The organism is Mycobacterium sp. NAZ190054, assembly GCF_001545925.1.
Classification (GTDB): Bacteria; Actinomycetota; Actinomycetes; order Mycobacteriales; family Mycobacteriaceae; genus Mycobacterium.
Genome location: NZ_LMVQ01000334.1, coordinates 13,811 through 33,679 on the forward strand (window position 1 = coordinate 13,811; position 19,869 = coordinate 33,679).

The window sequence follows — 19,869 nt, forward strand, 5'->3', positions numbered from 1 at the left end:
GAGACCAGGAGGCGACAAAGTGCCCATCATCGAGCAGGTCGGAGCCCGCGAGATTCTGGATTCCCGGGGGAATCCGACAGTCGAGGTCGAGGTGGGTCTGCTGGACGGGACGGTGTCGCGGGCCGCGGTGCCGTCGGGCGCATCGACCGGTGAGCACGAGGCCGTCGAACTGCGCGACGGCGGATCCCGCTACCTGGGCAAGGGCGTCGAGAAGGCGGTCGAGGCGGTGCTCGACGAGATCGCACCCGCCGTGATCGGTCTCGGCGCCGACGAGCAGCGCCTCGTCGACCAGGCGTTGGTGGACCTGGACGGCACACCGGACAAGTCGCGGCTGGGCGCCAACGCGATCCTGGGCGTGTCGCTGGCGGTGGCCAAGGCGGCGGCACAGTCGGCGGAGCTGCCGCTGTTCCGCTACGTCGGCGGGCCGAACGCCCACATCCTCCCGGTGCCGATGATGAACATCATCAACGGCGGCGCGCACGCCGACACCGGCGTCGACGTGCAGGAGTTCATGATCGCCCCGATCGGCGCCCCGAGCTTCAAGGAGGCGCTGCGGTGGGGCGCCGAGGTGTATCACGCGCTGAAGTCGGTGCTCAAGAAGCAGGGCCTGGCCACCGGTCTGGGCGACGAGGGCGGTTTCGCGCCCGACCTGCCCGGCACGACGGCCGCGCTCGACCTGATCGCCACCGCGATCGAGGCCGCGGGCCTGAAGGTGGGTGCCGACGTGGCGCTGGCGCTCGACGTCGCCGCGACCGAGTTCTACACCGCCGGCAGCGGTTACGCCTTCGAGAAGGAGACGCGCACCGCCGAGCAGATGGCCGCGTTCTACGAACAGCTGATCGGCGGCTATCCGCTGCTGTCGATCGAGGATCCGCTGTCCGAGGACGACTGGGACGGCTGGGTGGCGCTGACCGCCGCGATCGGTGACAAGGTGCAGCTGGTCGGCGACGACCTGTTCGTCACCAACCCCGAACGGCTCGAGGACGGGATCGAGCGGGGCGCCGCCAACGCGCTGCTGGTGAAGGTGAACCAGATCGGCACGCTGACCGAGACCCTCGATGCGGTGTCGTTGGCGCACAACGCCGGTTACAAGACGATGATGAGTCACCGCAGCGGCGAGACGGAGGACACCACGATCGCCGACCTCGCCGTCGCGGTGGGCAGCGGGCAGATCAAGACCGGCGCGCCGGCCCGCAGCGAGCGGGTGGCGAAGTACAACCAGCTGCTTCGCATCGAGGAGGAGCTCGGCGACGCCGCCCGTTACGCCGGTGACCTGGCCTTCCCGCGATACAGCGTGGAGACCAAATAGCCCGTGCCCGAAGCGAATCGGCCCGATCCCCGGCGGAAGAAGAAAGCCTCGACGGACGCGAGGAGCAAGAAGGCTCCCGCGTCGCGTCCGGGTAAGCCGGGCAAGTCCGGCGACGCCGGCCGGGCCAAGCCGCGCAGTGTGTCGGCGCGGCGCGACCCCCGCGGCGCCGACCTCCCGCCGCAGGAAACCGCCGGGGCCGGAACCGATCCGGGATTCGTCGACGACGGCGGTGCGCGAACCGGCGCCGGTTCGATCAGGCAGTCGATCATCGCGTCGGCCGAGGAGGCGGCAGAACAGCGGTTCGGCTCGGCCGCGCGCCGGGCGGCGATCCTGGCCGCCCTGGTGTGCGTGCTCACGCTGACGATCGCCGGGCCGGTGCGGACGTACTTCTCGCAGCGCACCGAGATGAAGCAGCTTCAGGCCAGCGAGGCCCAGCTGCGGGAACAGATCGCCGACCTCGAAGAGCAGAAGGCCAAGCTCGCCGACCCGGTGTTCATCGCCGCGCAGGCCCGGGAACGGCTCGGCTTCGTGATGCCGGGGGAGATCCCGTATCAGGTGCAGCTCCCGCCGGGGGCGACACAGCCGGAGGCATCGCCGGAGGAACTGGCCGAAGCGAAGAGCAACGACCCCTGGTACACCACCCTGTGGCACACCATTGCCGATGCGCCGCACGGGGTTTCGCCGACGTCACCGCCACCCGCGCCGCCCGGCGCGCCGGCTCCGCCGCCACCCGCCCCCGGGCCCCATGGTTGACCCGTCGGACCTCGAGGCGGTCGCGCGGCAGTTGGGCCGGGAGCCGCGCGGCGTGCTCGAGATCGCCTATCGCTGCCCCAACGGTGAGCCCGCGGTGGTCAAGACCGCGCCGAAACTGCCTGACGGCACCCCGTTTCCGACACTCTTCTACCTGACCCATCCCGCGCTCACCGCGGCGGCGAGCCGACTGGAATCGTCGGGGATGATGCGGGAGATGACCGAACGCCTGGCCCGTGATCCCGAACTGGCCGCGGCGTACCGGCGGGCGCACGAGTCCTATCTGGCCGAACGCGACGCGATCGAGCCGTTGGGCACCACGTTCTCCGGCGGCGGCATGCCCGACCGGGTCAAGTGCCTGCATGTGGTGATCGCCCATGCGCTGGCGAAAGGGCCGGGGGTCAACCCGTTCGGGGACGAGGCGCTCGCGGTGCTGGCCGCGGAGCCCGGTATGGCAGGGATCCTGGACAGAGGGGTGTGGACATGAGGGTGGCTGCGGTCGACTGCGGGACGAACTCGATCCGCCTCCTGATCGCCGACAGCGCCGGTGGGGGACTGCACGATGTGCACCGGGAGATGCGGATCGTGCGCCTCGGGCAGGGGGTCGACGCGACGGGACAGTTCGCGCCGGACGCGTTGGCGCGCACCCACGCCGCGTTGTCGGACTACGCCGAGTTGATGCGCCGCAACGACGTCGGCGCCGTGCGCATGGTCGCGACGTCGGCGGCGCGCGATGTGGCCAATCGCGACGAGTTCTTCACGATGACCTCGGAGGTCCTGGGCGCGGTGGTGCCCGGCACGGTGGCCGAGGTGATCACCGGCACCGAGGAGGCCGAGCTGTCTTTCCGTGGCGCGGTCGGTGAACTCGATTCTGCTGCAGCTCCTTTCGTCGTCGTCGATCTCGGGGGCGGTTCGACCGAGGTGGTGCTGGGCTCCGGCGAGATGGAGGCCGCGTACTCGGCGGACATCGGCTGCGTGCGGCTGACCGAACGGTGCCTGCGGTCGGACCCGCCCACCGCTGACGAGGTCGAGGCGGCGCGGTCGGTGGTGCGTGTCGCGCTGGCCGAGGTCGTGCAGACCGTGCCCGTGGACCGTGCCCGCACCTGGGTGGGCGTGGCGGGCACGATGACCACCCTGGCGGCGCTGGCGCGCAAGCTGACCACCTACGATCCGGACGCCATCCATCTGTCCCGGGTGAGTTTCGACGACCTGCTACCGGTGTGCGCGGATCTGCTGGCGATGACGCGGCAACAGCGCGCCGCTCTGGGGCCGATGCACGAGGGCCGCGTCGACGTCATCGGTGGAGGGGCGTTGATCGTGCAGGAGCTGGCCGCACTGCTGGGGGAGCGGGCGGGGATCACCGACCTGGTGGTCAGCGAGCACGACATCCTCGACGGCATCGCACTGTCGATCGCTTGAACCCGAGGGGCATTGCCGCCCGCGTCCGGGCGGAGGACAATCGGCCCCGACGGCAGCGCCGTCGCGACGCTGCCTCGTCGGAAGGAGGCAGATTGTGTACGCACGAACAACGACCGTCTGGGGGCGGCCGTCGTCGCTGGACGACGGCATAGCGAACATCCGCGGGTCGGTGATGCCCGAGCTGCAGAAAATGCACGGCTTCATCGGGTTGTCGATGCTCGCGGACCGGGAGTCGGGCCGGTGCATCGCCACCAGCGCGTGGCAGTCCGAGGACGCGATGCGTGCCAGCGGACCGCTGATCCGGGAGGTCCGCGACCGGGCGGCGCAGATTCTCGGCGGCACCGCGGAGGTCGCCGAATGGGAGATCGCGGTCATGCACCGTCACCATGAAAGCGCCGAGGGCGCCTGTGTGCGGGTCAGCTGGGCCAAGATCGACCCGAGCCGGGTCGAGTCGGGTATCGACATCTTCAGAAGCCAGGTGCTGCCCGCGCTGGAGGAACTCGAAGGACACTGCAGCACAAGCCTGTTGGTGAACCGCGCGACCGCCCGGGCGGTGGTGTCGTCGGCTTTCGACAGCGCCGAGGCGCTACAGCGGCACCGGCCGCGGCTGGACCGGATCCGGGACGCCACCGTCGACCAGGCCGGTGCGGAAGTGCTGGAGGAATGCGATTTCGAGTTGGTGATCGCCCATCTGAGGGTGCCTGAACTGGTCTGACCGCGCCCCTGGGCCGCGGATCGGGCGCGCAATGCGACACAGAAGGTGCACAACCGCGCCGGATTCGCCGAAGGGCGGAAGGTCACGGCGTGGCCGGGCGGCGCAGCCGTGCGCGCCGCTTGGTCGGGTCATGCTGTCCTGCCAGGGTGACGGCCAGCAGCGCCATCACCGTTCCGAGCCCCAGGTGCAGCCAGTTGGTGGCCCCGTTGAGCGGGATGACGCGGGCGTTGCTGCCCACCTCGACGAACGTGCCGTACAGCCACAGCCCGACATAGAGCACGCCGCCGGCGAGCAGGTAGGCCCGTGACCCGGCGTAGGTACGCGCGAAGTAGAAACCGGCCGCACCGACCACCAGGTGGGTGAGGTTGAGCAGCACCGACACCGCGAACGTGCCGAACAGGCGGGCGCCGGAATGCTGGCCGAACCAGGCGAGCTGGTCGAGGTGGGAGGTCACCCCGGGGACGAACCCGAGCACCCCGAGAACCGTGAGCGCGGTGGCGATGATCATGGCCGCGCCTTGTACCGCCATGTATTTCGGGGCCGCCGATGACATGACCCGCCTCCCTCCGGAACACTTATTGACGAGTGTGTTGCGGAGATACCCATCCTCGGCGGCCCGTAACACGGGCGGTGCGGGCTGCGTCAGGAACGCAGGATCGGGCCGAGCGCGTCGAGCACGGACGGATCCTCGATGGTCGACGGCACCGGCTCGTCCCGTCCGGCGGCCAGCCCACGCATCGTCTTACGCAGGATCTTTCCCGACCGCGTCTTCGGCAGCGCCGGGACGACGTCGACGAGCTTGAACGCCGCGACGGCGCCGATCTCGTCGCGGACCAGCTGCACGAGCTCCTCGGTGAGACCGTCGGTGTTCGCGCCGGCCTTGACGACGACGAGCCCGCGCGGCGCCTGGCCCTTGATCTCGTCGTTCACGCCGATCACCGCGCACTCGGCCACGGCCGGATGCGTGGCCAGCACTTCCTCGATCGCGCCGGTCGAGAGCCGGTGGCCGGCCACGTTGATGACGTCGTCGATGCGACCCATCACGTACAGGTAGCCGTCGTCGTCGAAACGGCCGCCGTCGCCGGTCAGGTAGTAGCCGGGGTGCTCGGTCAGGTAGGACACCTGGTAGCGGTCATCGGCGTTCCACAGCGTGGGCAGCGTGCCGGGCGGCAGCGGCAGCTTGATGCAGATGGCGCCTTCCTCGCCCGGGGCGCATTCGTGCCCGTCGTCGTGCAGGACACGCACGTCGTAGCCCGGCATCGGCACCGTGGGCGAGCCGGCCTTGACCGGAAGATGTTCCACGCCCATCGGATTGGCGGCGATCGCCCAGCCGGTCTCGGTCTGCCACCAGTGGTCGATGACCGGGATGCCGAGTTTCTCCGAGGCCCAGTGATAGGTGTCGGGGTCGAGCCGCTCCCCGGCCAGGAACAGGTACTTCAGCCCGGACAGGTCGTAGTCGTCGATGTACTTGCCCTGCGGGTCCTCCTTGCGGATCGCGCGCATCGCCGTCGGCGCGGTGAACAGCGCCTTCGCGCGGTGCTCGGACGCCACCCGCCAGAACGCGCCCGGGTCGGGCGTGCCGACCGGCTTCCCCTCGTAGAGCACCGTGGTCGCGCCCAGCAGCAGCGGCCCGTAGACGATGTAGGAGTGGCCGACCACCCACCCCACGTCGGAGGCGGTCCAGAACACGTCACCGGGTGCGATGTCGTAGATGTGGCGCATGCTCCACAGCAGCGCGACGGCGTACCCGCCGTTGTCGCGGACGATGCCCTTGGGCTTCCCCGTGGTGCCGGAGGTGTACAGCACATACAGCGGGTCGGTCGCCGCGACGGGCACCGGGTCGACGGGCGCAGCGTCGGCCATCACGTCCGCCCAGTCCAGGTCCCGGCCTTCGATGAGGTCGCACCGCAGCCGGTCACGTTGCACCACAACGCAATGCGCCGGCGGGTGGTCGACCATCCCGATCGCCGCGTCGAGCATCGGCTTGTACTCGACGCAGCGGGACGGTTCGATGCCGCACGACGCCGACACGACCACCTTCGGGCGGACGTCGTCGATGCGGACCGCGAGCTCGTGCGGCGCGAAGCCGCCGAACACCACCGAATGCACCGCACCCAGCCGCGCGCAGGCCAGCATCGCGATGACGGCCTCGGGGATCATCGGCATGTAGATCACGACACGGTCGCCCTTGCCGACGCCGAGGTTGCGCAGCACTCCGGCGAACCGGGCGGTCTGGTCGAGCAGTTCGGCGTAGGTGTAGGTGCGTTTGGTGTCGGTCACCGCCGAGTCGTAGATCAGCGCGGGCTGGTCGGCGCGCCCGGTCTCGACGTGCCGGTCCAGCGCGTTCGCGCAGACGTTCAGTTCGGCGCCGGGAAACCACCGGTAGAACGGCGGGTTGCTGTCGTCGAGAACCCGTTCAGGGGCCACCGTCCAGGTCACGGCTCTGGCCGCGTCCTTCCAGAACGCGACGGGATCGTTGATGCTGGCGTCGAAGAGGTCGCGATACCCGGGCATATCTGCACCGTAGACCTTCCCGGTTACTCTCAGGGCCATGACCACCCAACCCCCGCCGATCGGAGGGGTGCGCCGCAGCCGCGTCACCGCCCGAGGGGTCGATTTCCATGTGACCGAGGCAGGCCCCGAGGACGGCAGGCCGGTCCTGGCGTTGCACGGCTGGCCCCAGCACCACTGGGCGTACCGTTCGTTGCTGGCCGACCCGCCGGAAGGCCTGCGCATCATCGCCCCCGACCTGCCCGGATACGGGTGGTCCGGCCCCGCGCCGCACAAGTGGGCCAAGGAGGACGTGGTCAGTGACCTGGTGGCGCTGATGGACGCCATGGGCCTGGACCGGGTGCTGCTCGTCGGTCACGACTGGGGCGGCTACATCGGGCACCTGCTCGGGCTGCGGGTGCCCGAACGGATCGACGCCTACCTGGCGCTGAACATCGCCCACCCGTGGGTGCCGCCGAAGGTGATGGCACCGCACCTGTGGCGCTTCCTGCTCTACCAGCCGTTCGTCGCGTCGGTGGGGGTGCCGCTGCAGCGGCACACCCCGTACCTGGAGAAGGTGATCTTCCGGGTGGCGGCCAAGCTGGATCGGCAGACCGCCCGGGTGTACGCCGAGCGCTTCCGGGATCCGGTGGTCGCCCGCGCCGCACGCGACACCTACCGGACGTTCCTCACCAAGGAGGTCCCCGCCGGTGCGCGCCACGGCGAGCGCCGCTGGTCGACGGTGCCGACGCGGGCGCTGTTCGGCCGCAAGGACACCGCGATCCACCCGGCCCTGGCCGCGGCCGAGACGGCGAAGGCCGACGACTACCGGCTCGACGTCGTCGACGGCGGGCACTTCATCCTCGACGAGCAGCCAGACCTGGTGCGCGCCAGGCTGATCGCCCTGGCCGAGGAGTTCCCGGCGGGGTAACCGCCCCTCCGCGAGCAGACGCAAACTTGCCCAATTCGACGCGGAAATGGGCAGTTTGGTGTCTGCTCGCGGAGGGGCGCTACTGCTGGAAGCGGTAGCCCATGCCGGCCTCGGTGAGCAGATGCACCGGATGGGACGGGTCGTCTTCGAGTTTGCGCCGCAACTGCGCCAGGTACACCCGCAGATAGTGGGTCTCCTTGGCGTAGGCCGGGCCCCATACCTCTTTGAGCAGTTCCTCGCGGCCGACGAGCTTGCCGCGGTGGCGCACCAGCATCTCCAGCATGCCCCATTCGGTCGGGGTCAGGTGCACCTCGGCGCCGCTCTTGGTGACCCGCTTCGCCGCGAGGTCGACGGTGAACGACGAGGTCTCGATCACCGGTTCGTCGGTCTCGGCGGCCGCGGCCCCGCGCCGCACCGCGGCACGCAGACGCGCCAGGAACTCGTCCATGCCGAAGGGTTTGGTGACGTAGTCGTCGGCGCCGGCGTCGAGGGCCTCCACTTTGTCGGTCGAATCGCTGCGGGCGGACAGCACGATCACCGGCGCCGAGAGCCACCCCCGCAGCCCGGCCAGCACCTCGATGCCCGACAAGTCCGGTAGACCGAGGTCGAGCACGATCACATCGGGACGGCGGTCGGCCGCAACCCGCAACGCATCGGCCCCCGTCGCGGCGGTGAGCACTTCGTAACCGCGCACCGACAGGTTGATCCGCAGCGCGCGCAGGATCTGCGGTTCGTCGTCGATGACGAGCACGCGGGTCTTGGCGGCGCTCACCGCGGGGCCGCCAGGTCGATCTCCACGGTCAGCCCGCCGCCGGGGGTGTCGCCGGCGGTGATGGTCCCACCCATCGCCTCCACAAACCCGCGCGCCACCGAAAGGCCAAGGCCCACACCGCTGCTGGTGTCCTGATCGCCGAGCCGTTGAAAGGGAGCGAACAGTTCGGTCTCGGCGCCGCGCGCGATCCCCGGTCCCTCGTCGGCGACCGCGATCAGCACACGCCCGCCGATCCGCCCGGCCGTGACACGCACCGGACCGTCCGGGGCGTAGCGCAGCGCGTTGTCGATGACGTTGGCCAGCACCCGCTCCAGCAGGCCGCTGTCGGCCTTCACCACGGCGTCGCCGACCTCCACCTTCACCCGGTCCAGCCCGGCGCGTAAACCGGTGCTGCCGCGGCCGATTCCGAGCAGCGCCCGTGGAACCGCCTCCTCGAGGTAGACCTCGCGCAGCTCGGGCCGTACCACGCCCGCCGCCAGCCGCGACGAGTCCAGCAGGTTGCCGACCAGACCCGACAGCTGATCGACCGACTCCTCGACGGTGGCCAGCAGTTCGGCGGTGTCCTCGGGCGAGAAATCGACGTCGCCGCTGCGCAGACTCGATACCGCCGCCTTGGCCGCCGCCAGCGGGGTGCGCAGGTCGTGGCTGACGGCCGACAACAGGGAGCGACGCAGTTCGTCGGCCTGCGAGAGAGCCTGGGCCCGGCCGGCTTCCTCGGCCAGTTCGCGCTGCCTGGCCAACCCTGCGGCCTGGTTGGCGACCGCGCCGAGCACCCGGCGGTCGCGGGCGTCGAGTTTGCGTCCCGCCAGCAGCAACCAGAATTCCTCCGGGGCGTCCCTGGAACCCACTTCGATCGCGGTGTCGGCGGCCGCGGCCGTCACGCAGGGTTCGGATCCGGCGCAGCCGACCACCCCGCCGCCACCTGCCTCACCGCGCACCAGGGTCACCGACCGCTGCGAGTAGGCCTCGCGGACCCGTTCCAGCAGGGTGTCGAGGTCGGCGCCGCGCAACACGGCCCCGGCGAACATGGCGAGCAGTTCGGCCTCCCGCGCCGCGCGCCGGGACTCGCGCGCCCGGTTCGCCGCGCTGTCGACGAGTGCGGCGACCGCGACGGCCACCACCAGCAGCACCACGATCGTGATCGCGCTGTCGGGTTCGGCGATCGTGAACGTGTGCCGCGGTTCGACGAGGAAGAAGTTGAGCAGCACACCGGACAGCACGGCCGAAAGGGCCGCCGGCGCGACCCCGCCCAACAGCGCGACGACGAGGACGCCGATGAAGAACATCGCGCTCTCGCCGCCGATGCCGAGCAGCGGGTCCAGCAGCAGCACGGTGGCCGCACAGATGACGCCCGGCACCGCGAGGGCGGCCGGCCACGACACGGCGTGGCGTTGCCGCGGAGTCACCCGGGCCCAGAGCGGTTCCGCGCCGGCCTGCTCGTGGGTGACCGTGTGCACGTCGATCCGGCCCGACTTCTGCACGACGGAGGCGCCGATGCCCTCGTCGAAGATCCGCGCCCACCGGGAGCGGCGGGACGTGCCGAGCACCAGCTGGGTGGCGTTCATCTCTTTGGCGAAGTCGAGCAGGGCAGCCGGCACCCCGCCGGGGCCGTCGCCGACGACGGTGTGAAGGGTCGCGCCGAGGCTGGCGGCCAGCTCGCGCACCTTGTTCATGCCCTGGCCCATCCGGGCCTCCGAGGCACCGGACAACCCGTCGCCGCGGATCACGTGGACGACCATCAGTTCGGCGCTGGCCTTCGAGGCGATACGAGATGCCCTGCGCACCAGGGTTTCCGACTCGGGGCCTCCGGTCACGGCGACGACGACGCGTTCCCGGGCCTCCCAGGTGTCGGTGATCTTGTTGTCGGCGCGGTACTTCTCCAGCGCGGCATCGACCTGGTCGGCCAGCCACAACAGCGCTAGCTCCCGCAGGGCGGTGAGGTTGCCGCGGCGGAAGTAATTGGACAGGGCCGCGTCGATCCGTTCGGGGGCGTACACGTTTCCGTGGGCGAGCCTGCGCCGCAACGCTTCCGGGGTGATGTCGACCAGCTCCACCTGGTCGGCGGCGCGTACCACCTCGTCGGGCACCGTCTCCTGCTGCTCGATGCCGGTGATCTGGGTGACGACGTCGTTGAGGCTCTCCAGGTGCTGGACGTTGACGGTGGTGATCACCGTGATGCCGGCGTCGAGCAGCTCCTCGATGTCCTGCCAGCGTTTGGCGTTCCGGCTTCCCGGGGTGTTGGTGTGGGCGAGTTCGTCGACGAGCACCACCTGCGGGTCGCGCCGCAGCACGGCCTGGACGTCGAGCTCGGCGAATGTCCGGCCGCGGTACTCGATGCGCTTGGCGGGGACGGTTTCGATGCCTTCGAACAATTCCGCGGTCTTCTTGCGGCCGTGGGTCTCGACGACGGCGGCGACCAGGTCGGTGCCGCGTTCCAGGCGGCGGTGCGCCTCGCCGAGCATCGCGTAGGTCTTGCCGACACCGGGCGCCGCACCCAGGTAGATGCGCAGCTCCCCGCGTCTCGGCCGATGAGGTGGTGCCGCCACAGATCCATCATCCACGGCGCGGTCACGTCCTGTCCGGGGTCTTCCCGTCCAGCGCGAGGTTGAGCTCCAGCACGTTGACCCGCGGTTCGCCGAGGAAACCGAGGGTGCGGCCCTCGGTGTGTTCGGCGATAAGCGCGCGCACGTCGTCGGGGCTCATGCCTCGGGCCGCGGCGATCCGGTTCACCTGGAGCTCGGCGTAGGCGGGGGAGATGTGGGGGTCCAGCCCGCTGCCGCCGGCGGTGACGGCGTCGGCGGGCACCGGCGGGTCGGGCGGCGCCGCACCGCGCACCGGCACGAGTCGACCGGTGCGGTAGTCCTCGCCCGGGGCGGCGCACTGCACCCGCACTCCCCGGTAGTCGGCGATGAACGGCGTCGCCGTGGTCGCGCACGGCTCGTTCACGCTGATCACCGCGGTCGGGTGCCCGACGTCGCCGTCGGCGTCGCGGGGCCCGATCACCGACAGCACCGCACCGACACCGTCTCCGGTGCAGTACGGACGGGCGCCGCTGACCCCGTCGAGTTCACCGATCGCCGCGCTGCGGGCACACACCTGCGTGAGCAGGCTCGGCTGGCCGGGTCGATCGACGATGCTCTCCGGTCCCAGGTTGCTCGCGCCGGTGGCCATCGGGTCATAGCCGTCTCCGGCGGCCGACGGCCGTCCCTGGAAGTACCGGGGCAGCGGATCACCGTCGGCGTCGGTGTAGAGCTGCCCGATCAGGCTGCTGCCCACGGGTTCTCCGTCGACTCGCAGCAACGAGCCGTCGGCTTGGGCGGACAGGGGTGGTGCCTGGGCGATCAGCCACACCAGAACCGGATATCCGATGCCGAGCACGACGGTGAAGACCAGCAGCGCCCGCAGCGCCGCCCAGTGCTGTCGAAAGACGTTGGACAGGTTCATGATCACATTCCCGGGAGGAGTTGGACGACGAGATCGATCAGCTTGATGCCGACGAACGGCACGACGACGCCGCCGAGACCGAAGAGGTACAGATTGCGGCTCAGCAGCTTCGCGGCGCTGCTCGGGGTGTAGCGAACCCCGCGCAGCGCCAACGGGATCAACGCGACGATGATGACCGCGTTGAAGATGACCGCGGACAGGATCGCCGACTGCGGGCTGTGCAGCCGCATGACGTTGAGCAGGTCCAGGCCCGGGTACAGCCCGACGAACAGCGCCGGGATGATCGCGAAGTACTTGGCGATGTCGTTGGCGATCGAGAAGGTGGTCAGCGCGCCACGGGTGATCAGCAGCTGCTTGCCGATTTCGACGATCTCGATCAGCTTGGTCGGGTCCGAGTCGAGGTCGACCATGTTGCCGGCCTCCTTGGCCGCGGACGTGCCGGTGTTCATCGCCACGCCGACCGTAACCCGTACTCCTGCTTGGCGAACACCACGATCGACCGGCCCTCCGGGGTCTCGTCGGTGAGGCTGGACAGCTGCGCCGCGTCGGCCAGTGCCTGCGGTGTCACGCCGGGCAGCGGGAGGAACTCCGAGGCTTGCCGGTTGCCGAGGGTGATCGTGCCGGTCTTGGCGAGCAGCAGGGTGTTGACGTCACCGGCGGCTTCCACGGCGCGTCCGGACACGGCGAGCACGTTGCGCTGCACCAGCCGGTCCATGCCCGCGATGCCGATGGCGCTGAGCAGGGCGCCGATGGTGGTCGGGATGAGGCACACCAGCAGCGCGACCAGGACGATGCCGGTGACCCCGTCTGCGTTGAGCGCCAGGCTGTCCGGCGCGCCGGGGTTGTCCGCCTTGGAGTAGATCGCCAAGGGCTGCAGGGTCACGACGGCGAACAGGAAGATGATGGTCAACGCGGCCAGCAGGATGTTGAGGGCGATCTCGTTCGGGGTCTTCTGCCGGTCAGCGCCCTCGACGAGCGCGATCATCCGGTCGATGAAGCTCTCACCGGGCTTCTGGGTGATCCTGACGACGATGCGGTCGGACAGCACCGTGGTGCCCCCGGTGACCGCCGAGCGGTCACCGCCCGACTCCCGGATCACGGGCGCCGATTCACCGGTGATGGCCGACTCGTCCACCGAGGCAATACCTTCCACGACGTCCCCGTCGCCCGGGATCACCTGTCCGGCCTCGACGACGACGATGTCGCCCTGCTGCAGCAGGGGTGCGGCCACCTGCTCCTCGCGTCCAGGGGTCCCCGGCGCCCACCCTGTCAGCCGCCGCGCCATCGTCGCGGTCTTGGTGTTGCGCAGGCTGTCGGCCTGCGCCTTGCCGCGGCCCTCGGCCACGGCCTCGGCGAGGTTGGCGAAGATCACGGTGAGCCACAGCCAGGCCACGACCAGCCAGGCGAACCACGACGGGTCGACGAGGGCCAGAACGGTGCTCCACAGCGCGCCCACCTCGACGATGAACATCACCGGGGTGCGCCACAGGGTGCGCGGATCGAGTTTGCGCAGCGCGTCGGGCAGGGACGTGCGCAGCGTCCCGGGGTCGAGCAGTCCGCCCCGGACCCTGGTGGCGGACCGGGCCGCGTCGTGTCTGCGGTGTGCGGCGTCGACGGCCGTGACGGTCATGTGTGGATTCCTTCGGCGAGGGGCCCGAGCGCGAGCATGGGCAGGAAGGTCAGGGCGACCAGGATCAGCGTCACGCCGGTGACCATGCCGACGAACTGCGGCCGGTGGGTGGGCAGGGTGCCGGCCGATTCCGGTGTCCTGCCCTGGCGGGCGAGCGCGCCGGCGAGTGCGAGCGCGAAGATCATCGGCAGGAACCGCCCGAAGATCATGGCCAGCCCGAGAGCGGTGTTGTACCAGGCGGTGTCGACGCTGAGTCCGGCGAACGCGGATCCGTTGTTGTTGGCCGCCGACGTGAACGCGTAGAGCACCTCGGACAAGCCGTGAGGCCCGGTGTTGAGCATGCCGGCACGCTGGCCCGGCGTCGCCATGGCGGCCGCGGTCCCGGCCAGCACGATCAGCGGTGAGATGAGGAAATAGGTTGCGGCCAGCTTGATCTCGCGTGGGGTGAGCTTCTTGCCGAGATACTCCGGGGTGCGCCCGACCATCAGCCCGGCGATGAACACGGTGATGATCGCCAGGATCAGCATGCCGTACAGGCCGGAACCGACCCCGCCGGGCGCGACCTCGCCGAGCATCATGTTGATCATCGGCATCATCCCGCCGAGGCTGGTGTACGAGTCGTGGAACGAGTTCACCGCCCCGGTCGAGGTCAGGGTGGTCGCCGCGGCGAACACTGCCGAATTCGCCACTCCGAAGCGCTGTTCCACACCTTCCATGGATGCGCCCGCTGCGCTGGGCACGGTGCCGTGGTGCTGCAGCTGGAAGAACATCGTCAGCGCGACGCTGCCCAGCGCGATGAGGGCCATGACCGCGACGATGGCCCGGCCCTGCCGGGTGCTGCCGACCATGCGGCCGAACGTGCGGGGCAGCGAGAACGCGATGACGCTGAGCAGGAAGATCTCCACCCAGTTCGTCCACGTGGTCGGGTTCTCGAACGGGTGCGCCGAGTTGGCGTTGAAGAATCCGCCGCCGTTGGTGCCGAGCTCCTTGATGACCTCCTGGCCGGCCACCGGACCGCCGGGGATGGTCTGCTGCGCACCGGCCAGGGTGGTGACCACCTGGTCGTGCACGGTGAAGTTCTGCACCACACCCCCGGAGATCGGGATGACGGCCCCGATGACGCAGAGCGGCAACAGGATCCGGAAGCATCCGCGCACCAGGTCCACCCAGAAATTGCCGAGCTCGCCCGTGCTGCTGCGGGCCAGACCCCGGACGAACGCGATCGCCACGGCGATGCCGACGGCGGCGGAGACGAAGTTCTGCACGGCGAGCCCGGCCATCTGCACCAGGTGACCCTGCGTCGATTCACCGGCGTACGCCTGCCAGTTGGTGTTGGTGACGAAGCTGACCGCGGTGTTCCAGGCCAGCGCCGGCGTGATCTCGGTGCCGGGATCGGTCAGCGCCAGCAGCAGCCGGCCCTGCACCAGTTGCAGGGTGAACAGGAACAGCAGGCTCACCGCGGAGAACGCGAGCACACTGCGCGCGTAGGCGCCCCAGCTCTGTTCGGCGCCGGGATCGGCGCCGATGATCCGGTAGACCACCCGCTCGGCCCGCGAGTCCCGAGCCGTGTTGTACACGCGGTACATGTAGTCGCCGAGCGGGATGTGCACCGCGGCCAGCGCGACGGCGAGCGAGATCAGGAACAGGATCCCGGCCACGTGGGTGCTCACTAGAACCTCTCCGGAAAGAGCAGGGAGGCGACCAGGAACACCGCGATCAGGGCCGCCAGTGCGCCGCCGACGAGGTTCTCGATCACAGTCTTTCCACCCATTTCTGGACGGCGCCGAGGGCGGCGAAGATCGCCGCCGTCAGCGCGAGGTAGATCACCACAGAGGTCACGGTCGTCAGCACTCCTGCTCGGGTCATGCACCCGCCCGTAGAGGCGGTCTGCGCAGGCCAACGTACGGCCGCCGGGGCGCCGCCGGCCTCCGCGTTGACGGTTTCTTGACGGTGTCGCGGGGCGTCTTTACGTGCTCCATGCGGGGGTCGGCAGACCGTTGACAGGAAGCGCGCGTACACCGAATGCATGACGCTCGTGGAACTCAGCCCCGGCCGGCACCGGCTGCCCGCTTCGGTCCAGTCGGTGCGACAAATCCTGGCGATGGCCGGATGCGGTCTGCCGGCGGCCGCGCTGCACAATCCCGCCGTCGCGGTCTGTGTGCGTGCCCAGGGTCTGGCCGTGACCGTGTGCAGCCAGGACGAGCTGGCTCTGGCGCAGGCCGGTGGCGTGCGGCCGCTGCAAGTGGTGCTGCGCTGCCGGGACAGCGCCACCATCCGGCGGGCCGCGGCGCTCGGCGTCGTGCGGTTCGTGGTGTCGACCGCGCGGCACGTCGACGTGCTGGCGTCCTGTCCGCAGTCTCGCAGGCACGTCTACCTGGAAGAGGGCGCGCCCGTCGTTCTCGGCGAGCGTCCCCCGGAGGTGGTCGGGATGCACTGCGACATCAGCGGTTCACCGGGACCGGACCAGTGGGGGGCGGCGGCCGAACAGCTGCTGGGCAGGATCGCGCTGATGCGTGACGGTGGGTCGACGCTGCCCCGGATCAGCATGTCCGGCGGGTCAGCACAGATCTGGCTCGGCGGTCACACGCGGCAGCTGCGCCGAATCGCAGCTGCGGTCGACGAGGCACTCGACGACGGCTGCGCGCGGTGGCGGCTGCCGCGCCCGGCGGTGGCGCTGACGCCGCTGACCACCTGACCCGGCCACGTCGATCAGGGCGCGACGACGCCGGCGGCACGGGCATTCTCGACCATGCGCGCCCACGCGCACTCCCCGGCGACGAACACGACCAGCACGGCCGCCACGCCCAGCGACGACACCGCCCAGTAGACGGGCGGGGAGAACGTGCCGGGGGACGCGGACAGCGTCATCGCCAGACCGGCCACCACCGCGAACGCGGCGGCGACCGACGCCCGCAGACGCTTGCTGAAGCCCATGCGTCCACGGTCGGCGGATCGGTTAAGAGACGGCTCACCGAAGTCTGTGAAACGACTTTGAATTCGGCGAGCTGGCTAAGAGGGCGGCAACTCGTGGGTGACGGCCCGGTATCCGCGCGCGCCGGCACGCTGCAGCAGCGCCCGCACGATGCCCACGATCAGTCCCTGGATCGCGGCGGCGGTGATGACCATGGCCGTGGACTGGGTCAGGTCCTTGGGGTCGGGCGGCTCCGGGTCGTTGTCTCCGACGCGTTTCCAGATCTGGCCGAAGATCGTCCCGGCAAGCAACCCGCCGCCGACCCCGGTGGCCACCGACAGCGGCGTGTACAGCGATCTTGCGACCTTGCTCATCGTCACTCCAATCTGTGTGCGGCACAGTGCGGCTTGCCCAGCGTCTACCCAGGCGGGCACCGGCCAAACCCGGTGCGGCCGCACGCGGCCGATGCGAAGATCGTCAAATGGACGCCGAGCGCACGGCAGACGAGGCGTACTGGGATCCCCATCGCCGCCGGGAGACCCCGACCGAGCGGCTCGACCGGAACTGGGCCAGCCTGCTGCAGGAGCTGCGGGTGGTGCAGACCGGTATCCAGCTGCTGACGGGATTCCTGCTGACCCTGCCGTTCCAGCAGCGCTTCGACCTTCTCGACGACTCCATGCAACGGGTGTACCTCGCGACGGTGTGCGCCGCGGTGGCCTCCACCGCGCTGCTGATCGCGCCGGTGGGCATGCACCGGTTTCTGTTCCGCCGGCACCGGCTCGCGTCTCTGGTCCGGGCGGCCCACTACTGCGCATATGCGGGACTGGCGCTCCTGGGCGCCGCCTTGACCGGCATGACGACCATCATCTTCGAGGCGGTGGCAGGCAGGGTGCCCGCACTTCTGGCGGGAGCCGGCGCACTGCTGCTGTTCACCGCGTTCTGGCTGGTGTACCCGCTGGTGATGCGTCGGGGTGACGAGGAGCCGCCGGCGCCGTAGTTTCGGCCGGCCGTGGTCGGGTACGTACGCGCCGTGAGTGATGACGTAACCCCTGACGGGGTGATCCCATACCCCGGGGAGACCGGGGACATGACACCCAAACCGCGCGATGAGATGCGGGACTACGTCGGCACCGGCCTGCTGTCGGACAAGCGGGCGCTGGTCACCGGAGGGGACTCCGGTATCGGCCGGGCGGTGGCGATCGCGTTCGCCAAAGAAGGCGCCGACGTCGCCATCGCGTACCTGAACGAAGAGGACGACGCCGCGCACACGGTGTCGTTGATCGAGGAGGCCGGGCAGCGGGCGATCCGCCTGCCCGGGGACCTGGCGGAGCCGGCGCAGTGCCGGGCCGTGGTCGAGGAGACGGTGAAACAGCTTGGCGGACTGGACATCGTGGTCAACAACGTCGCCTTCCAGTCGCCGGTCTCGGACCTCACCGAGCTCAGCGACGAGCAGTGGCGGCGCACGTTCGCGGTCAACATCGACAGCTTCTTCCACGTCACCAAGGCTGCGCTCAAGCACCTGCCCGACGGCTCGGCGATCATCAATACCGGATCGATCAACGGGCTGCGCGGAAACAAGACCCTGATCGACTACTCGGCGACCAAGGGTGCGGTGATCGCGCTGACGTACTCGCTGGCGCAGTCGCTGTCCGACCGCAACATCCGGGTCAACTGCGTGGCGCCGGGCCCCGTCTGGACTCCGCTGATCCCGGCCACCATGGACGCCGAGAAGACCGAGTCGTTCGGCGAGCAGGTGCCGATGGGCCGCGCCGCGCAGCCGGACGAGATCGCCCCCTCCTACGTGTTCTTCGCCGCCTCGCGGCTGTCGTCGTACTACAGCGGCGAGGTGCTGGCCCCGATCGGTGGCGAAACCCTGCCCGGCTGAGCCGGATTCAGCTCCGCGTGTACCGCAGATACAGATAACCGCCGGAGTCGAGCAGCAGCTGGTCCAGCCGCATGTCGGTCGGCCGGGTCAGCCCGACCGGCGCCGACCGGCCGACCGGCTGATGGCCCGCCAGCCGGGGCGCCATCGTCACGCAGAGCTCGTCGACCAGGTCCGCGGTCACCAGCTCGTCGAGAAGCGTCGGGCCACCCTCGCAGAGTATCCGGTGCATCCCGCGGCGTCGCAGTTCGCCGACGGCCTGCTCGATGTTCACGGTGTGTTCCCCGGAAACGATGACGTCGCAACGGTGTTCGTCGGTCGGGCCGGCAGCGCTGGTCACCAGGATGGGCCGGACCGGGGAATCGAACATGCTCTCGGGGAGCCGGCCGCTGCCGGAGACGACGGCGATGGGCGGCGGATCGGCGCCCAGCCCCAACTCCCGGCGCCGGTCCCGGTGTTCGGGGCGCAGCCGCACCGGGCCGTACCCCTCGGCCCGCGCCGTGCCCGCCCCGACGAGAACCACGTCGGCGTAGGCGCGCAACGCCAGCAGCAGCCGGTAGTCGGTCGGGCACGACAGCGGGCCCGCCCGGTCCTGGAACGCCGCGCTTCCGTCGGCGCTGAAGATCATGTTCACCCGGACACCGGGCGGGGCGGGTCGGTAGCCGTGGTCCTCGGCGGCGTCGCCGGGCGCCAGCGTGATGACTTCGGTCATGCCTCGTGCCCGGCCTCCACGTGAGCGACATCAGAGAAGGTGATGACCTCGCCGAGTTGATCTGGGGCGCTGCCGGATACGGGTTCCAGCAGGTGCCCGACGTGGTCGCCGAGGTCGAATCGACGGACCACCTTCCCGACGAACCATGCCGGTGCGGCGTCGAGGAGGGGCACGCCCTCCGGGCTGAGGTGCCACCTGCACCGGGCGAACTTGTCCGTGGTGTCGCCGGTCTCCCCGCCGAACATCTCGGCCAGCTCGAGCTCCTCCCGCGGCAACAGGTGCACCGCGAGGTGGTCGGCTTTCATCGCGATCGAGAACGTGTGGTTCTTCCGGGACACGCCGACGAGGAACCGCGGGGGATGGATGCTCGTCTGGGACGTGAAGCCGACCAGGCAGCCGGCGAGCTGGTCGCCGGCTGCCGTGGTCACGACGAACACCGGATAGTCGAGCAGTGCGACCAGATCGTTGAAGGCGGCGTCTCCGCTGTGTTCACCCATGGCTTCCGATCCAACACCGGCGTCAGCTCCTGCCGGGTCCGAACGCGCCGTTGAGCGCGTCACGCGCGCGGTCCAGGATCGACGCGAACGGGCCGGCGGCGAAGTTCGCGGCGGCGGACTCCACGCCCGGGTGGGGACGGGTCGGGGCGATGCGTTCGGCGACCGCGACGGCGTCGGCCAGCTTGGCCAGTTCGTCCTCACCGACTGCCGCCTCCAGCGCGGTGAACTCCAGCTCCTCCTCGTTGCGGGCGTGCTCGAGCACGGCCCCCGACTTGAGGTAGTCGACGACGTCCCGGGCCGATGCGATGGTCGGTGCGGTCACGTGAACCTCCTTGGTGGAGCTGGGTTTTGGGCTGGGCGGTGCCCGCTGCGTCGCGGAACGCCGTACCCGGTCGGTACCCGGGCCG

20 protein-coding genes and 2 pseudogenes are annotated in these 19,869 nt (G+C 70.1%); 9 read left to right on the top strand and 13 right to left on the bottom strand.

Annotated elements, in window-relative coordinates; genetic code table 11:
• Window positions 1–19 precede the first annotated feature (19 nt).
• The 5 genes from eno to ASJ79_RS20635 all read left to right on the top strand — a co-directional run bounded on the left by eno (window position 20) and on the right by ASJ79_RS20635 (window position 4,193).
• Entirely contained in the window at window positions 20–1,309 is a 1,290-nt protein-coding gene (eno, locus tag ASJ79_RS20615) for a phosphopyruvate hydratase (protein ID WP_067959232.1), read from the top strand.
• A 3-nt stretch (window positions 1,310–1,312) separates the two neighbouring features.
• Window positions 1,313–2,062 (top strand): septum formation initiator family protein, encoded by a 750-nt coding sequence (locus tag ASJ79_RS20620; protein WP_067959235.1) that lies wholly within the window; start codon window positions 1,313–1,315, stop codon window positions 2,060–2,062.
• On the top strand, window positions 2,055–2,546 hold the full coding sequence (locus ASJ79_RS20625; RefSeq protein ID WP_067959238.1) for a DUF501 domain-containing protein: 492 nt from the start codon (window positions 2,055–2,057) through the stop codon (window positions 2,544–2,546). The genes ASJ79_RS20620 and ASJ79_RS20625 overlap by 8 nt, the downstream gene beginning before the upstream one ends.
• Window positions 2,543–3,478: a Ppx/GppA phosphatase family protein gene (locus tag ASJ79_RS20630; RefSeq protein ID WP_067959241.1), complete on the top strand. Its 936-nt coding sequence runs from the start codon at window positions 2,543–2,545 to the stop codon at window positions 3,476–3,478. The genes ASJ79_RS20625 and ASJ79_RS20630 overlap by 4 nt, the downstream gene beginning before the upstream one ends.
• Before the next feature lie 94 nt (window positions 3,479–3,572).
• Entirely contained in the window at window positions 3,573–4,193 is a 621-nt protein-coding gene (locus tag ASJ79_RS20635) for a hypothetical protein (protein WP_067959244.1), read from the top strand.
• A gap of 82 nt (window positions 4,194–4,275) precedes the next feature.
• On the opposite strand, the gene ASJ79_RS20640 is transcribed toward ASJ79_RS20635, so the two are convergent.
• On the bottom strand, window positions 4,276–4,746 hold the full coding sequence (locus tag ASJ79_RS20640) for a DUF4383 domain-containing protein (RefSeq protein ID WP_067959248.1): 471 nt from the start codon (window positions 4,744–4,746) through the stop codon (window positions 4,276–4,278).
• Window positions 4,747–4,835: 89 nt separating this feature from the next.
• Complete coding sequence (locus tag ASJ79_RS20645) at window positions 4,836–6,707, bottom strand: propionyl-CoA synthetase (protein ID WP_067959251.1); 1,872 nt, start codon at window positions 6,705–6,707, stop codon at window positions 4,836–4,838.
• Window positions 6,708–6,744: 37 nt separating this feature from the next.
• Between ASJ79_RS20645 and ASJ79_RS20650 the strand changes: the two genes are divergently transcribed.
• On the top strand, window positions 6,745–7,614 hold the full coding sequence (locus ASJ79_RS20650; protein WP_067959254.1) for an alpha/beta fold hydrolase: 870 nt from the start codon (window positions 6,745–6,747) through the stop codon (window positions 7,612–7,614).
• A 79-nt stretch (window positions 7,615–7,693) separates the two neighbouring features.
• Here ASJ79_RS20650 and ASJ79_RS20655 read toward each other — a convergent pair whose 3' ends face one another.
• From ASJ79_RS20655 to ASJ79_RS34245, 6 genes and pseudogenes are all read right to left on the bottom strand, one after another.
• Window positions 7,694–8,386, bottom strand: a complete 693-nt coding sequence (locus ASJ79_RS20655; RefSeq protein ID WP_067959257.1) for a response regulator — start codon at window positions 8,384–8,386, stop codon at window positions 7,694–7,696.
• Window positions 8,383–10,947, bottom strand: a complete 2,565-nt coding sequence (locus ASJ79_RS20660) for a sensor histidine kinase KdpD (protein ID WP_067959260.1) — start codon at window positions 10,945–10,947, stop codon at window positions 8,383–8,385. Before ASJ79_RS20660 ends, ASJ79_RS20655 begins: the two co-directional genes overlap by 4 nt.
• A 7-nt stretch (window positions 10,948–10,954) precedes the next feature.
• Entirely contained in the window at window positions 10,955–11,830 is an 876-nt protein-coding gene (locus ASJ79_RS20665) for a potassium-transporting ATPase subunit C (RefSeq protein WP_067959263.1), read from the bottom strand.
• Window positions 11,831–11,832: 2 nt separating this feature from the next.
• A pseudogene (locus ASJ79_RS20670) lies at window positions 11,833–13,460 on the bottom strand (ATPase).
• The gene (gene kdpA, locus ASJ79_RS20675) at window positions 13,457–15,130 is read right to left on the bottom strand and encodes a potassium-transporting ATPase subunit KdpA (RefSeq protein ID WP_067959266.1); all 1,674 of its coding nucleotides are present in this window, start codon (window positions 15,128–15,130) and stop codon (window positions 13,457–13,459) included. The pseudogene ASJ79_RS20670 and the gene kdpA overlap by 4 nt, the downstream one beginning before the upstream one ends.
• Window positions 15,130–15,231 (bottom strand): potassium-transporting ATPase subunit F, encoded by a 102-nt coding sequence (locus tag ASJ79_RS34245; protein WP_156448549.1) that lies wholly within the window; start codon window positions 15,229–15,231, stop codon window positions 15,130–15,132. Before ASJ79_RS34245 ends, kdpA begins: the two co-directional genes overlap by 1 nt.
• Before the next feature lie 255 nt (window positions 15,232–15,486).
• On the opposite strand from ASJ79_RS34245, the gene ASJ79_RS20685 reads away from it, so the two are divergent.
• Window positions 15,487–16,155, top strand: coding sequence for a hypothetical protein (locus ASJ79_RS20685; protein ID WP_067959271.1), 669 nt, complete (start codon window positions 15,487–15,489; stop codon window positions 16,153–16,155).
• A 14-nt stretch (window positions 16,156–16,169) separates the two neighbouring features.
• On the opposite strand, the gene ASJ79_RS20690 is transcribed toward ASJ79_RS20685, so the two are convergent.
• Together ASJ79_RS20690 and ASJ79_RS20695 are read right to left on the bottom strand one after the other, a co-directional pair.
• Entirely contained in the window at window positions 16,170–16,394 is a 225-nt protein-coding gene (locus ASJ79_RS20690; RefSeq protein ID WP_067959274.1) for a hypothetical protein, read from the bottom strand.
• 75 nt (window positions 16,395–16,469) lie between these two features.
• Window positions 16,470–16,745 carry a DUF4235 domain-containing protein gene (locus tag ASJ79_RS20695; protein WP_067959277.1) on the bottom strand — a complete coding sequence of 92 codons (276 nt, stop codon included), beginning with the start codon at window positions 16,743–16,745 and terminating at the stop codon, window positions 16,470–16,472.
• A gap of 107 nt (window positions 16,746–16,852) precedes the next feature.
• Here ASJ79_RS20695 and ASJ79_RS20700 point away from each other — a divergent pair, with 107 nt between their 5' ends.
• Together ASJ79_RS20700 and ASJ79_RS20705 are read left to right on the top strand one after the other, a co-directional pair.
• Window positions 16,853–17,368, top strand: coding sequence for a DUF6328 family protein (locus ASJ79_RS20700; protein WP_067959280.1), 516 nt, complete (start codon window positions 16,853–16,855; stop codon window positions 17,366–17,368).
• Between the two features lie 90 nt (window positions 17,369–17,458).
• On the top strand, window positions 17,459–18,256 hold the full coding sequence (locus ASJ79_RS20705; RefSeq protein WP_231750957.1) for an SDR family oxidoreductase: 798 nt from the start codon (window positions 17,459–17,461) through the stop codon (window positions 18,254–18,256).
• A gap of 7 nt (window positions 18,257–18,263) precedes the next feature.
• Here the strand turns inward: ASJ79_RS20705 and ASJ79_RS20710 are convergent, their stop codons facing one another.
• The 3 genes and pseudogenes from ASJ79_RS20710 to ASJ79_RS20720 all read right to left on the bottom strand — a co-directional run.
• Window positions 18,264–18,965 (bottom strand): pyrimidine reductase family protein, encoded by a 702-nt coding sequence (locus tag ASJ79_RS20710; RefSeq protein ID WP_067959284.1) that lies wholly within the window; start codon window positions 18,963–18,965, stop codon window positions 18,264–18,266.
• On the bottom strand, window positions 18,962–19,462 hold the full coding sequence (locus ASJ79_RS20715; RefSeq protein WP_067959287.1) for a flavin reductase family protein: 501 nt from the start codon (window positions 19,460–19,462) through the stop codon (window positions 18,962–18,964). The genes ASJ79_RS20710 and ASJ79_RS20715 overlap by 4 nt, the downstream gene beginning before the upstream one ends.
• Window positions 19,463–19,484: 22 nt before the next feature.
• Window positions 19,485–19,727, bottom strand: a pseudogene (locus ASJ79_RS20720) (hemerythrin domain-containing protein); the annotation flags it as partial.
• Window positions 19,728–19,869 lie beyond the last annotated feature (142 nt).

What these genes read in the sequence shown, in the direction of transcription:
- ASJ79_RS20690 (WP_067959274.1), bottom strand. Translation starts at nt 16,394, where the DNA reads ATGGGCTTCAGCAAGCGTCTGCGGGCGTCGGTCGCCGCCGCGTTCGCG.
- ASJ79_RS20640 (WP_067959248.1), bottom strand. Translation starts at nt 4,746, where the DNA reads ATGTCATCGGCGGCCCCGAAATACATGGCGGTACAAGGCGCGGCCATG.
- ASJ79_RS34245 (WP_156448549.1), bottom strand. Translation starts at nt 15,231, where the DNA reads ATGGGTGGAAAGACTGTGATCGAGAACCTCGTCGGCGGCGCACTGGCG.
- ASJ79_RS20685 (WP_067959271.1), top strand. Translation starts at nt 15,487, where the DNA reads ATGACGCTCGTGGAACTCAGCCCCGGCCGGCACCGGCTGCCCGCTTCG.
- ASJ79_RS20695 (WP_067959277.1), bottom strand. Translation starts at nt 16,745, where the DNA reads ATGAGCAAGGTCGCAAGATCGCTGTACACGCCGCTGTCGGTGGCCACC.
- ASJ79_RS20625 (WP_067959238.1), top strand. Translation starts at nt 2,055, where the DNA reads ATGGTTGACCCGTCGGACCTCGAGGCGGTCGCGCGGCAGTTGGGCCGG.
- ASJ79_RS20630 (WP_067959241.1), top strand. Translation starts at nt 2,543, where the DNA reads ATGAGGGTGGCTGCGGTCGACTGCGGGACGAACTCGATCCGCCTCCTG.
- ASJ79_RS20705 (WP_231750957.1), top strand. Translation starts at nt 17,459, where the DNA reads ATGACACCCAAACCGCGCGATGAGATGCGGGACTACGTCGGCACCGGC.
- ASJ79_RS20665 (WP_067959263.1), bottom strand. Translation starts at nt 11,830, where the DNA reads ATGAACCTGTCCAACGTCTTTCGACAGCACTGGGCGGCGCTGCGGGCG.
- ASJ79_RS20700 (WP_067959280.1), top strand. Translation starts at nt 16,853, where the DNA reads ATGGACGCCGAGCGCACGGCAGACGAGGCGTACTGGGATCCCCATCGC.
- ASJ79_RS20650 (WP_067959254.1), top strand. Translation starts at nt 6,745, where the DNA reads ATGACCACCCAACCCCCGCCGATCGGAGGGGTGCGCCGCAGCCGCGTC.
- ASJ79_RS20645 (WP_067959251.1), bottom strand. Translation starts at nt 6,707, where the DNA reads ATGCCCGGGTATCGCGACCTCTTCGACGCCAGCATCAACGATCCCGTC.
- ASJ79_RS20715 (WP_067959287.1), bottom strand. Translation starts at nt 19,462, where the DNA reads ATGGGTGAACACAGCGGAGACGCCGCCTTCAACGATCTGGTCGCACTG.
- ASJ79_RS20710 (WP_067959284.1), bottom strand. Translation starts at nt 18,965, where the DNA reads ATGACCGAAGTCATCACGCTGGCGCCCGGCGACGCCGCCGAGGACCAC.